Source organism: Pseudonocardia sp. CA-107938, from assembly GCF_050936315.1.
Classification (GTDB): domain Bacteria; phylum Actinomycetota; class Actinomycetes; order Mycobacteriales; family Pseudonocardiaceae; genus Pseudonocardia.
This window is the reverse complement of record NZ_JBNJNA010000001.1, coordinates 6,073,251-6,085,856: the sequence shown is the minus strand read 5'-3', so window position 1 is coordinate 6,085,856 and position 12,606 is coordinate 6,073,251. Positions and strand designations below refer to the sequence as shown.

Genomic DNA, 12,606 nt, shown 5'->3' with positions numbered 1-12,606 from the left:
TCGGGGTCATGCCGCCTCCCTGAGCTCGACGAGGTTGGTTCGAACGAGGTCCACGACCAGTTCGCCGTCCTGGTTGAACGCCTCGGTGCGCCAGCTGACGATCCCGACGCCCGGGTAGCTCGAGGACTGGCGCCGGTCCAGGACGGTCGACCGGGCAACGAGGGTGTCGCCTGGATAGACCGGCCGGTGGAACGAGCAATCGTTGAGCCCGAGGAACGGACCACCCGCCTCGGACAGGTCTTCGACCGACAGCCCGACGACGGTGCACAGCACCAGCATCGGGTTCACCACCATGTCGGGGTGCTCGTGCTGGCGGGCGAAGTCCGCGTTGAGGTAGAGCGGATGCCACGTGCAGGTCGCGGTGCTGAAGACCGCGTTGTCACCAGCGGTGAGCGTCCGGCCCCAGTGGTGCGGCAGGGTGTCGCCGACGGCGAAGTCTTCGTACTTGTTGCCCTTCTCGCAGACCGGGAAGGTGCTGAAGTCGGGATCTGGGTTGGTCATGGCGGCTAGCCCGTGTTTACTAATCGGCGGAGCCAGATGTTGATCTCTGCGATCTGGGTGGTGGCTTCGAAGCGGAGGGCGAGTTTGTCGTAGCGAGTGGCGAACCCTCGGTGTTGTTTGTGCAGGTTGATGCTGCATTCGACAGCGTGTCGTTGGCGGTAGAGCTCGGGATCGAACTTCGGAGGCCGCCCGCCGCGTGATCCCCGCTTGAGCCGGTGGGCCTGCTGGTCATGCTTGATCGGGATCGTTGCCCGGATGCCGCGATCGCGCAGGTAAGCGCGGTTGGCCCGCGACGAGTACGCCTTGTCGGCCAGGACTCGGTCCGGCCGGGTCCGAGGCCGACCTCGCCCCGGGCGCAGCACCCGGATGCCTTCCAGCACCGGCACGAACTGCGGGCTGTCTCCCCGATGCCCGGCAGTGACCAGCATCGACAACGGCTTACGTCCCTGCTCAGCGGCCAGGTGCAGCTTGGTGGTCCACCCGCCGCGGGATCGGCCCAGCCCATGGTCGGCCGGCTCAGGCCCTGGCGGCTCCACTTGACTGGCTGGATCCCGACGAGCGCCCGCGGCATGCTGGTGTGCTCGCACGATCGTGGAGTCCACCGACACGTCCCACCCGATCAGCCCCGCCATGTCACCGATCTGCTGAAGCAGTTGCAGGATCCGGGTCCAGGCACCGTCGCGCTGCCAGCGTCGAAACAGGCTGTAGATCGACTGCCAGGACCCGTACCGCTCAGGCACGTCCCGCCACGGGGCGCCCGCGCGGGTCCGCCAGCGGATCCCGTCGATCAACTGCCGTCTGGTCCACTTTCGGGGCCGTCCACGTCCACTATCCGCAGGTAGAAGCAGCTCGAGCAGCTGCCACTGCGCGTCAGTGAGGTCGTGACGGGCGCCCGCGGGTACGGTGCCCACGAGGTCTCCGGTGGTGATGGTCTTCTTGGTCGTTGACCCATCTACCGGAGACCTCACTCATCTCCGCGGACCGACGCGCCCAGACCAGCAACGAAGATCCACTTTCTAAACAGACGCTAGACCTCCTCGAGTGTGGGTGCCGACTCGTCGAGCGACTGGCGGTCCTTCCGCGGCAGGTGGGCGACCCGGTCCTGGTGGCACGTGCCGGTGCCCAGCAGGTGCCGGTCGACCTTGGCCCGGTAGGCGGGCGCCTCGGGGAGGTCATCGAAATCCATGGTGGTCTCTCATCTCGTCCTCGCGATCGGGGCCTGAGGCCCCGGTAAACCGGCCGCTGAACAGCTGCGCGAGAGCAGGTCGAGTAGCGACACTACCCGGAAACTAGTTGTTCGACAACATAGTTCTGCGCACCTCGGTCGCGGGATGGCGAGGACCGGCCTGGTGGCGGCCGGATGGTCTCGGCGCCGGCGAGCTTCGCGGCCCTCAGGGGGCTGGGAGCCACCGCGCCGACGCCGACCATCACCGAGCTGCCGGCCGCACCTTCAGTGGGCGGGAGCGCCGTCCCAGTACCGGCCTGGAAGCCACAGTCCATGACAGCCGCGGCCTACGACACCTCGCCACCATGGACGCCGCCCACCTTCTGGCCCGCGGCCCGGGCGCATCTGGACCATCGGCCGGCGCCGAAGCGGGCGCGCTCGGAGCCGTCGACGGGACGGCAGGGATGCCGAGGCGCTGCCCACGATGCCGGACCAGCTCGGACGCGGTCGGCGTCGATCCCGTGCGCGGGATCCTGTGCTGGGCGTCCGCGGTGCGCGACCCGCGGGTGCCGCGCAGGGGTGGGTTGACCGGCAGGCGCCTCGACGATCGTGCGGTGGTCCTAGCAGAGCTGGCAGCGGTCGCCGACCAGGGATGGCGGCGCTGTGCGTGCTGATGGTCGGGGCGGTGCGGCCGGTCCGTCGACGTACCTCCGGTAGGGCAACCCGATCGGCCGAATACCCAAGAATCTGCACGTCGATCAACAATTATATGGTTGACAAACTTATTTTGCCCGTCATGCTGTGTCCATGCCGCTCAGCGTCGCCGCTGTGGGGGAGTCGACCCCCGACAACACCCTCCCGCTGTTGTCGCCGTTCGACATCCTGTCGACGCGGGACACGTGGGTAGCGGTCGCGGGTCCCGCCGACCACGACAGGGTGGCTCTGACGAAGGCGACCGGCTTCGTCCGGCACTCGCTCGGCGTCGACGACGTCCCTGCCGAGGTGCGGGCGCAGATCGTGGCCGGGTTCCCCATGTGCCGTCCGGCGGCTCCACAGGACGTGGCCGGCGCCGCGCTCTTCCTCGCCTCGGACCAGGCCGGCTTCCTCACCGAGGTCTGTCTCGACGTCGACCGCGGCCGCAGCATCGCCTGAGTCGGCTGCCCACCGGGACCACCCCGATCGGGGCGGCCATCACATCCAAACGCCCGCCCTGCGGGACGCCTCACTGCGGAGGAACGATGACGCAGCACGACCCCGTGACGGTCGGAAATCCGTCCGAGCCCACCGGATCGGTTCCCAGCGACCGGCTCGAACGCATCCCGGTCCTCACCCGATCGCACCGCACATGGCTCGTCGTCCTCGGGCTGCTGCTCTTCTTCGACTTCGCCGACCTCAACACGTTCGCGTACGCCGCACCCGCCATCCGCGAGGAGTGGGGGCTGTCGGTGGGCGACGTCGGGCTCATCACCGCCGCGTCCTTCCTCGGCATGTTCGTCGGGTCGGTGGCCGGCGGACGGCTCGCCGACCGGTTCGGGCGCAAGCGCGTGATGGTCGCGGCCACGCTGTTCTACTCATTGAGTTCGCTCGCTTCGGCTGTGGCGGTCGGCGTGGTCGACCTCGCCGTATACCGGGTCCTCACCGGCGTCGGCCTGCAGGCCGCGACCGTGGTGTTGCTGACCTACATCTCGGAGATGTTCCCGCGTCGGACCCGCGGCCGCGTACAGGCACTCGTGCTGGCCTTCAGCCTGCTGGGCATCCCCGCGATGGCCGGGTTCGCCCGCTGGGTGGTCCCGCACGGCGACGGCTCGTGGCGCTGGATCTTCGTGCTCGGCGCGACCGGCATCGTCGCCGCCGTCGTCGCGCTGCGGATCCTGCCGGAGTCCGTCCGCTGGACCGCCGCCAACGGCCGCGGCGCCGAGAGCGAGTCGCTGATCGCGCGGCTCGAGGAGGAAACCCGCCGCCGCACCGGTGCCGACCTGCCCCCGGTCGAGCCGCAGCCTGCCCCGCTGCCGGCGACGCCTCGGGAGGTGTTCCGCGCGCCCTTCGGCCGGCGCCTGGTCGTCCTGAGCGGTTACCTGGTGCTGGCGGTGTCGATGTTCTACGGCTTCAACGCCTGGCTGCCGACCCTGCTCGTCGAGAACGGGTTCACCACCGCCCAGAGCCTGACCTTCAGCTCGATCGTCAGCATCGCCGCCTGCCCCGGCGCGCTCCTCGCGATGCTCTTCATCGACCGGATCGAGCGCCGCACCGCGATGCTGCTGGTCAACATCGCGCTCGCAGTGCTGCTGGTGACGTTCGCCGTGGTCGACAGCTACGCCGTGCTGCTCGTGTGCGGCTTCCTCATCGTGCTGTTCATGCAGGCTGGGGTGGCGTGCACCTACGCCTACCTGCCCGAGATCTTCCCGACCCGGCTGCGGGCGTTCGGCGCCGGCATCGGCAACGGCGCGGGGCGGTTGGCCACCTTCGCCAGCACCTTCCTCATCGCGTCGCTGCTCACCGGACTGGGCAGCAGCACCGTCTTCGCCGGCCTCGCTGCAGCCGCGATCCTCGCCGGCCTCGTGATCGGCCTGTTCGGCGAACGGACGCGGAACCGGTCCCTGGAGGTCATCTCCGAGGACGTACCCGGTGCTGCCCGGGAGCAGCTCCCATGACCTCCTTCACGGTGCTCGGCGACTTCGGGTGGTGGATCCTGTGCGAGGTGGTGCGCGGCTCGGACGTCAAGATCGCACGACGCTTCGACGAGCCAGTCGAGGCGCTCGGGCCGGCGCGCCGACCGGCCGGTGACGCCGTGGCTCGCCGTCACGACGACCCGGCCGTCCGCGCGGCCAGGTCGGAGCCCGCCGCGTGCCCGTCGCCTCGTCGCTCTCATGGGTCTCCACCGTGACTGGGGGATGTGCGCTCGTCGGCGGGGTCGCTGCTCAGACGGTCACGACGATCTTGCCGAGCGGGTGCCGGCGCGCATAGTCGATCGCCGCTTCGACGCCGTCGTCGAGTGAGTACCGGCGGGCGATCGGCGTGGAGAGCCGGCCCGCGATCGCGGCCTCGGCGACGGCCCGCGCGCCGTTGGTCTCGTCGCCCGTATGCATCACGAAGGCCAGCTCCACGTCGTCGCGTTCCAGCTGCTGGAGCTCCGGTGGCGGGAAGATGATCGAGATCAGCCGGCCGCCAGGGCGCAGGCTGCGGGCCGCCGCGGGGAGGCCGTCGGGGAAGAGTGCAAGGTTGAGGACGACGTCGACGCCGGTGGGGTAGTCGTCGTAGCCGACAACGTGGTGGGCGCCGAGGCTGTGCAGCAGGTTGACGGCCTCGGTGGTGCGGGCGGTCGCAGTGATCTCCGCACCGGCGGCGGCCAGGCCCGGGATCAGCGTCAGGCCGACCGCGCCCGTAGCGCCGATGACGAGGACGGACTCGCCGGGGCGGATCTTCGCCGTGTCCATCAGGGCCAGCGTGGTGCCGCCCGCGATCAGCAGGGACGCGGCCTGCTCCGCGCCGAGGGCGGCCGGGCGGTGGCCCAGCGCGGGCGTGTCCGCCTCGAAGACCGCGTAGTCGGCGAGCGCCCCGGTGCTCAGCGACGGTCGTACGGGGTCGGCGGCGAGGCGTAGCTGGCGGGGCAGGGCCAGGCCGAAGATCTCATCGCCCGCACGGAAACGGGTGACGCCCGGTCCGGCTTCGGTGACGGTGCCCGCGAACTCGTTACCGAGTGTGTAGGGGAACTGCAGCTCGACGAGGTCGCGGAAGCCACCGGAGATGACGCGCAGGTCGGTGGGGTTGATCGTCGAGGCGGCGATCTTCGCCAAGGTCTGGCCGGTGCCGGGGCGCGGGACAGGCAGTTCGGCGATCGTGAGTTGCTCGGGACCGCCGTAGCCGGTCGCGACGAGCGCCCGCATGATTTCGGTCGTCATGAACTCACCGTATGGAGCGGCTCGTGAGCGTATAAGGCTCGAAATGCTCACGAATCTTGCTCGTTTGCGTCATAGCATGACTGCATGGATCTCATTGCGGATGTGCTGGAGATCTCCGGCGTGCGCGGCACGATCGGCGCCTACATGGAGGCGGGCGGGAGTTGGTCGGTCCCGGTGGCAGGCTGCACCATGGCGGTCCTGCACGTGGTCACCGCCGGCAGCGCCTGGCTCGGTCTCGAAGACTCGCCGCCACAGTGGCTGGAGCTCGCGGCGGGAGACGTGGTGCTCATGCCGGGCGGGCCGTCGCACGTGCTCGGCAGCGCGCCAGCGACGGGTACCTCGGTAGCCGATCCGGCGGTGGTCGCTCGGGCGTTCGAGGCGGGCGAGGTGATCCGCCTCGGGTCGCAGCCCGCCCGCACCCGCATCCTCACCATCAGCTACGACTGCGACCACACCGTGCACACCCAGGTCCTCGGCGCGCTGCCGGAGGTGGTGCACATCCGCGGGGACCAGGGCGAGGCCGGTTTCGACGACACCGTCCGGATGCTCGGACGAGAATTGAGCCACCCACGGCTGGCGGGAAGGGCGGTGCTGAACAGCCTGGTCGACGTCCTGCTCGTACAGCTCGTGCGGGCCTGGCTGCCCACTCGGTCCGGACATCGTGGCACCTGGCTCGGCGTGCTCGAAGACCCGCTCGTGCACAGCGCGATGGAACTTCTGCACGCCGAGCCCGCACGGCCATGGACCACCACAACGCTGGCCTCCGCTCTCCACGTCTCCCGGGCGACCCTGTCCCGTCGGTTCCTGGCAGCCACCGGGCAGAGCCCCGCCGCCTACCTGACGCAGTGGCGCATGGACCTGGCCGCGGTCCGCCTGCGCAAGACCCGGGACCCGGTCGAGTCCGTAGCCGCGGCGGTCGGCTACATGTCGGTCCCCGCCTTCAGCAGGGCTTTCACCCGTTCCCACGGTGTGACGCCTGGCCGATTCCGCGCCGCGCGGCGAGACGACGACCGCCTGTCGGCCTCAATCCCTTGACATGCTCTTCCTATAGGGGGGACCGGCATTCGCCAGAGACGGGCCGCTGGCTGTAGCACTCTGATCTGGATCTTGCCCACCTTGCGTGATCGACGGCCTCGTCCGGGTGTGTCGTGAGGGTCTCGTGATCACCGGCGGTTGATCATCTCTGCCGGTGTGCGGATGTAGCGATCCTTGGTGCGGGGTGACCACGGCAGAGCCCTCGATCCGCGCGGCCTGTGCGACCGCAGTGGCCTGAGCACATCACGCGAAGATGATCTTCCCGGCCACGTCTCCCTCGCTCATCGCGCGGAAGCCGTCGGGGGTGGCCCCGTGGCCCGCTCGTGCCGTCGAGGTCCGCGGGCCGAGTCAGCGCCTCTTGAAGGGAGCGAGTACCCGGCATCGACGACATGGGTCGTCCCGGTGGCGTACGTACCGGGTCTCTTCCGATGCGAGGTAGAGGACCGCGTTGGACACGTCCGCCGGCTCGATCCACGGGACGGGGAGCGCGTTTGCGCCGTGCTGGCCGCTCGACGTCCGCCCAGGTGGCAGCATCGTGTCCGCCGGTGAACAGCGTGTAGAGGGTGCCGTTGTCGATCATCGGTGACCGGACGGTGCAGGGACGCACCGAGTTCACCCGGATCCGGTAGGGGGCGAGCTCGACGGCGAGGGTGCGCATCAGGCCGTTCACGCCGTGCTTGCTCGCCGTGTAGTGGACGAGGTGGGCTCCGCGACCAGTCCGGAGATCGAGCTGGTCAGGATGAGCGATCCGCCCCGGTGCCTGTTTGATCAGCGTCGGGTTCGCCGCGACGGTCGTCTTGCCGGACCGTTCACTCAGCCTGGCAGGTTGACTGCGCGCACGTCGCGGAGCGCGACCTGCAGGATCTCGGGGAAGGTGTCGGTGGCAGCGGGGTCGAGCCAACGTTCGTAGGCGATCGTGAACGCGAGCGCCCCGAGCACCGCCACCACCCGGGCGGTGAGGTGCGGCACGCCGCGCTCCTGCAGGGCGCCGATCATGGCATCGACCAGGCCGATCTCCTTGAGCGCCTCCCGTTCCCGCAGCTCCGGGGTCCGACTGATCACGGCGGCTCGGCGGGCGAGGAACTCGCGGCGCTCGGGAGTGAAGACCGCGTCACCGGCGCAGCCGAAGCCGCGAGCCACGGCGTCGATCGCGGCGGCCTCGGGCGGCGCACCCGCGATGCCGTCGAGGAGCGCGTCGGAGAGGGCCCTGCTGTCGAACAGGACCTCCCGCTTGTCGGTGAAGTGGCGGAAGAACGAGCTCTTGGTGAGCCCGGCGCGGTCGGTGATCTCGTTGACCGTCGTGCTGTCGTACCCGCGTTCCTCGAAGAGCTCAAGGGCCGCGGTCGCCAGCCGCTCCGGCGCATGGGGCTTCCAGCGGGCCATGCCGCCATGTTACGGCACCAAGTCTCGTCACTCGTGTACGGTGATGAGACCAAGTCTCTTCACTGCGCCTTCGGAGGCTGTCGTGAGTCGTGCTGTCGTGTACGAGCGGTTCGGTGGGCCGGAGGTCCTCGACGTGCGGGAGGTGCCCGAGCCCCATGCCGGCTCCGGGGAGGTGCGCGTCCGCGTGACCGTGATGGGCCTCAACCCGATGGACTGGCTGATCTCCTCGACGCCTTCGATCGCCGCGGCGTTCGGGATCAGCCTGCCCGCCGGTTTCGGCTGCGACCTGGCCGGCGTCGTCGACGAGGTCGGTGAGGGTGTCGACCGCTTCGCGGTGGGCGACCGCGTGTACGGCGGCGCGATGGCGCGGGCCGCCGCGGACTTCGCCGTCGTGGACACCGGCCCGTCCGCGCTGTTCCGGCTCGTCCGCACACCCGACGGTCTCCGCGACGAGGTAGCCGCGGCGCTGCCGACCCCCGGACTCACCGCTGCCGCCGCACTCGCCGCCATCGATATTCGGTCCAGTGACACCGTCCTGGTCGGTGGCGCTGCCGGTGGGGTGGGCGTGCTGGTCGTGCAGCTGGCGAAGCGCGCCGGTGCCCGGGTGATCGGCACCGCGTCACCGGGAACGTTCGACTTCCTCCGGCAGTGGGACGTCGAGCCCGTCGCGCACGGCCCCGGCCTGGTGGAGCGGGTTCGGGACGTGGCCCCCGGCGGCATCACCGCCGCGACCGACCTGTTCGGCACCGAGACCGCGGAAGCGGCACTGGCGCTCGGCGTGCCCGCGGACCGCATCTCCACCATCGCCGCCGGGCCGATGCCGCCGGGCGGGGTGCGCGCCACCGGAGGTGCCTCCGCGGTGTCGGCCGATCTCGACGCGATCGCCGACGCGGTCGCCGCCGGCGCGATCACCGTCCCCGTCGCGGCGACCTTCCCGATCGAGAAGATCCGCGACGCCGTCGCGCTCCAGGCCGACCGGCACGTCCACGGCAAGATCGTGGTGACGCTGTGAGCAGCACGGACATCCCCGACCAGACCGGCCGCACCGCGATCGTGACCGGAGGCGGCAGCGGGATCGGTCGCGCGGCCGCCGCCGCGCTCGCCGCGCGCGGAGCGCGGGTCGTCCTCGCCGTCCGGGACCTGGACCGCGGCCGCGCAGTCGCCCGGGAGATCGGCGGGAAGGCCGAGGCCCGCGCGCTGGACCTCGCCTCGGTCGCGTCGGTCCGCGAGTTCGCCGCCGGCATCGGCGAACCGGTCGATCTGCTCGTGAACAACGCGGGCACCATGACCGCTGCACTCCAGCACACCGCCGACGGGTTCGAGCTCCAGCTCGGGGTGAACCACCTCGGCCACTTCGCCCTGACCAACCTGCTGCTCGACCGGATCACCGGACGGGTGGTCTCCGTCGCCTCGAGCGCACTCCGCAAGGCGTACATCGATTTCGACGACCTGCACTGGGAGCGGCGGCGGTACAAGCCCTTCGGCGCCTACGGGCAGTCGAAGCTGGCGAACCTGCTCTTCGTCGCCGAGCTGCAGCGCCGTCTGGCATCGGCCGGATCGCAGGTGATCGCCACAGCTGCCCATCCCGGCTGGGCCGCCACCGGCTTCACGATCACCACCGGGAACCCGATCGCCGACATCACCGCCGCGGTCAGCACGCGCCTCTTCGCCCAGCGGCCGTCGGCCGGCGCCCGCCCGACCCTGCTCGCCGCGACCGGTGACGTGCCCGGAGCCAGCTTCGCCGGCCCCCGAGTCTTCGGAGTCCGCGGCTCCGCCGCGATCGGGCCGTGGCCGGCGAAGGCCGACGACGCCGCCGTCGCGGCGCGGTTGTGGACGGTGTCCGAGGAGCTCACGGGGACCCGGTTCGAGGTGGCGGACGGCGCGGCGGGGCAGTGACCCGGCGCCCGCGATCGCCGGCAGCAGCCCGCTGTCGTCGGCAACGCTGATGGTCGGGGAGAGCTGACGCCATCCGGTTCAACTTGCCTGGCCACGTCGCAGAGCAGGCTCTCCGGCGGCTTCTGCAGCGAGCTGTCCTTCTCGCGCAGGAAGTCGGTGATGTCGCCGAGCGCCGAGGATCGCGCCCGGACCCCAGTAGCAGATCTCGCCCTCCTTGCCGGTCGGCACCTCCTCGCCGTCGGCGTCGACCAGCTTGATCCGGATGCCGTCCAGCGCGGCCGTTCCGTCAGAGCCTGCGCGCCGTTCCCGGGGTGGCAGCACGCCGCCGCCACGACCTCCGTGCAGCCGTAGGGGGGCATGAGGGCGCCGCCGTCAAAGGCGACATCGAACTCGCGCGCGAGTTCTCCGGGGATGGGGTCTCTGCGCCGACGACGAGCGGGTTGAGCACGACGGGTGACCGGCTGGCAGCCCGTGAACCTCCAGCTTTGCCGTGTCTCCCTCCTCCGCCGATCGGGAACTGTGGACCCGCACCTCGGTCGGCGCCGTTTGAGTAGGCGCGCGATGGCGGGACCGTGGCTGCCCTGGCTTCGGCGCAGCTGCGACGGGCATGCGGTCGAGGCTCGCGTCGCAGCGCGGGACGGAGATCGGGGTCGGCGCCGGCACGTCGGTCGGCGCGACACGCCGGGAGTCTCTCGGTGAGAGCGCGGCCGGCGCCCGCGCAACCGCAGGCCACGAGCTTGCGGCAACCGGTGCGCTCGAACCTTGAAGGCCCCTGGTCCCCACGTGGTCCCCAGGCGCCGCCGGACGCGATCTTCGTGCGGCTCGGAAGACGATCACTCCATGATGGTGCGCATCCCGTGGTTGCCCAGGTCAGGGCAGGCAAAAGGGCGGCACCTCGTGCTGTGAGGTACCGCCCTTTTCGCCGTCGGGACGACAGGATTTGAACCTGCGACCCCTTGACCCCCAGTTGGGAGCGGTAAGCGTTCCTGCACGTCGGGTGCGTGTGTGCACGTTCGCGACGGAGCAGGACGTGTGTGGCCCGGCGGAGCGTGCAGGGGAGCTGGTCCCCATGCGGTCCCCGGACGCCAGCCCGGCATTCCTGACCCCGATGCGACCACTGTGAGACCACGCAACGACCGTACCGCGGGGATATGAAGGCTGTCTCGCCCGTGCGCGGCCATGGGCCACGCGTGGGGACCGGCGGCGAACGTGATCGTTGCGGTCGCCGTCGATGCGCTCATCCTCGACAACCACATCAGCGCCGGTGGCGTTGCCGGAGTGCGGATCGAGGACGGTCCCGCCGCGAACGAGCGACTGCGAGCCCGTACGGCGGCTTCCGCCGTCGGGAGGTGGAGGGGCCATCGGGCCTGTCGCGGCATCGAAGGAGAGCCGGCCCCCCTGGACGCGCCAAAACCGCTCGCGCCGGCCGGCTCCCTGTGCCGGCCGAAGTCACCTGCTGCCCACTGGTTGACCCAGAGGATGCCCGTCGGGATTCGTTCGATCCTGCTCGACGACGGTGGTCGCGTCCCGTTCGACCGGATCGCGATTACCACCGGAGCGCGGGCCCGCCAGCTCGCGCGCAGCAGCCGCGCGCCTCGGTGCCGGAGTCCTTCTCGATCAACGGGGTTCGCACGCCGCGTCGCCCGAGAGCGATGGCGAGCGTGAGCCCTACCGGCCGGCGCCGACCACCAGCACATCGACGTCGTCGGCAGACTCAGCTGCGGCCATGCCCGCACGACAGAGGCGGCTGCAGCAGCGGTGGGGCGGTTCCGCCATCCGAAACCCGATCTGCAGACGCGGTGCCTGCCGAACCTATCGTGCCCAGAACGGCTCCACCACGGCTCGTCGCCTCAACGGAACGACGCCGGCATCTCCCAGGTAGAAGGCAGGGCACGACGACGATGGAACACTCCTTCACGGGCAAGCGGGCGATCGTGACGGGCGGCGCCGGCGGCATGGGCCGATCGCACGCGCTCCGGCTGGCCCGGCACGGCGCCGACGTCGCGATCTTCGACATCGACCTCGAGATCGCTAAGCGCTGGAACGAGACGCTCGACGCCGACACGGTGGCAGACGAGATCCGGGCGCTGGGGGTCGAGTGCATCGCTGTGCAGGTCGACCTGACCGACTCCGCTGCCACCCAAGCAGCGATCGAGCACGTCGTCGCCGAGTGGACGACCATCGACATCATGGTCAACAATGCGGGCGGGGCCGTGACGCCGTACGAGCGCAGCACTCCGACCACCACGACCGCCGAGGACACGCGCCGCGTCATCGACCTCAACCTGGTGTCGACCGTGAATTGCTGCCGGGCCGTTGCCCCCTACCTCCGCCGGCCCGGCGCGAGCATCATCAACATCGCCACCATCGGCGTCGAGACCGAATCGGCCGGCGGCCGGCTGGCTCTCTACTCGGCGGCCAAGGCTGCGGTTGTGCGCTACACGCGCTCGCTCGCCGTCGAGCTCGGGCCCGAGGGCATCCGCGCCAACTCGCTGTCGCCCGGGCTCATCGAAACCGCCCGCATCAAGGCACTCGCCGCCTCGCGGCCGGGCCTGGGCGGGGCTGATCCGGCCGCAACCATCCCCCTGCGCCGCACCGGCACCCCGGACGACGTCTCGAACGTGGTCGAGTTCCTCGCGAGCGACCTCGCTGCGTACGTCACCGGTGACCACCTCCATGTCGGCGGCGGGATCGACCTGATCTGACGGCCCGCGACGCGAAAGGAAC

General features: G+C 70.5%; 12 protein-coding genes. 6 read left to right on the top strand and 6 right to left on the bottom strand.

What is annotated here, in order from left to right; genetic code table 11:
• Positions 1-6: 6 nt before the first annotated feature.
• The 3 genes from ACQEVB_RS30120 to ACQEVB_RS30110 form a co-directional block, all read right to left on the bottom strand.
• Entirely contained in the window at positions 7-501 is a 495-nt protein-coding gene (locus tag ACQEVB_RS30120) for a MaoC family dehydratase (protein WP_432978550.1), read from the bottom strand.
• A gap of 5 nt (positions 502-506) precedes the next feature.
• A complete protein-coding gene (locus ACQEVB_RS30115) occupies positions 507-1,412 on the bottom strand; it encodes an IS5 family transposase (RefSeq protein ID WP_432978547.1) in 906 nt (301 codons plus the stop codon).
• A gap of 116 nt (positions 1,413-1,528) precedes the next feature.
• Positions 1,529-1,687, bottom strand: a complete 159-nt coding sequence (locus tag ACQEVB_RS30110; protein WP_432978544.1) for a hypothetical protein — start codon at positions 1,685-1,687, stop codon at positions 1,529-1,531.
• Positions 1,688-2,473: 786 nt separating this feature from the next.
• On the opposite strand from ACQEVB_RS30110, the gene ACQEVB_RS30105 reads away from it, so the two are divergent.
• Together ACQEVB_RS30105 and ACQEVB_RS30100 are read left to right on the top strand one after the other, a co-directional pair.
• Entirely contained in the window at positions 2,474-2,818 is a 345-nt protein-coding gene (locus tag ACQEVB_RS30105; RefSeq protein ID WP_432978541.1) for an SDR family oxidoreductase, read from the top strand.
• Between the two features lie 86 nt (positions 2,819-2,904).
• The gene (locus tag ACQEVB_RS30100) at positions 2,905-4,317 is read left to right on the top strand and encodes an MFS transporter (RefSeq protein WP_432978538.1); all 1,413 of its coding nucleotides are present in this window, start codon (positions 2,905-2,907) and stop codon (positions 4,315-4,317) included.
• 267 nt (positions 4,318-4,584) lie between these two features.
• Here the strand turns inward: ACQEVB_RS30100 and ACQEVB_RS30095 are convergent, their stop codons facing one another.
• Positions 4,585-5,616, bottom strand: a complete 1,032-nt coding sequence (locus ACQEVB_RS30095) for an NADP-dependent oxidoreductase (RefSeq protein WP_432978535.1) — start codon at positions 5,614-5,616, stop codon at positions 4,585-4,587.
• A 33-nt stretch (positions 5,617-5,649) separates the two neighbouring features.
• Between ACQEVB_RS30095 and ACQEVB_RS30090 the strand changes: the two genes are divergently transcribed.
• On the top strand, positions 5,650-6,600 hold the full coding sequence (locus tag ACQEVB_RS30090) for a cupin domain-containing protein (protein WP_432978532.1): 951 nt from the start codon (positions 5,650-5,652) through the stop codon (positions 6,598-6,600).
• A gap of 142 nt (positions 6,601-6,742) precedes the next feature.
• Here ACQEVB_RS30090 and ACQEVB_RS30085 read toward each other — a convergent pair whose 3' ends face one another.
• Both ACQEVB_RS30085 and ACQEVB_RS30080 read right to left on the bottom strand, forming a co-directional pair.
• On the bottom strand, positions 6,743-7,258 hold the full coding sequence (locus tag ACQEVB_RS30085; RefSeq protein WP_432980650.1) for a hypothetical protein: 516 nt from the start codon (positions 7,256-7,258) through the stop codon (positions 6,743-6,745).
• Between the two features lie 155 nt (positions 7,259-7,413).
• Positions 7,414-7,983: a TetR/AcrR family transcriptional regulator gene (locus ACQEVB_RS30080; protein WP_432978529.1), complete on the bottom strand. Its 570-nt coding sequence runs from the start codon at positions 7,981-7,983 to the stop codon at positions 7,414-7,416.
• A gap of 82 nt (positions 7,984-8,065) precedes the next feature.
• On the opposite strand from ACQEVB_RS30080, the gene ACQEVB_RS30075 reads away from it, so the two are divergent.
• From ACQEVB_RS30075 to ACQEVB_RS30065, 3 genes are all read left to right on the top strand, one after another.
• Entirely contained in the window at positions 8,066-8,995 is a 930-nt protein-coding gene (locus ACQEVB_RS30075) for an alcohol dehydrogenase catalytic domain-containing protein (RefSeq protein WP_432978526.1), read from the top strand.
• Entirely contained in the window at positions 8,992-9,879 is an 888-nt protein-coding gene (locus ACQEVB_RS30070) for an oxidoreductase (RefSeq protein ID WP_432978523.1), read from the top strand. Before ACQEVB_RS30075 ends, ACQEVB_RS30070 begins: the two co-directional genes overlap by 4 nt.
• Positions 9,880-11,678: 1,799 nt before the next feature.
• Positions 11,679-12,584, top strand: coding sequence for an SDR family NAD(P)-dependent oxidoreductase (locus tag ACQEVB_RS30065; RefSeq protein ID WP_432978520.1), 906 nt, complete (start codon positions 11,679-11,681; stop codon positions 12,582-12,584).
• The last annotated feature ends 22 nt before the right edge of the window (positions 12,585-12,606 follow it).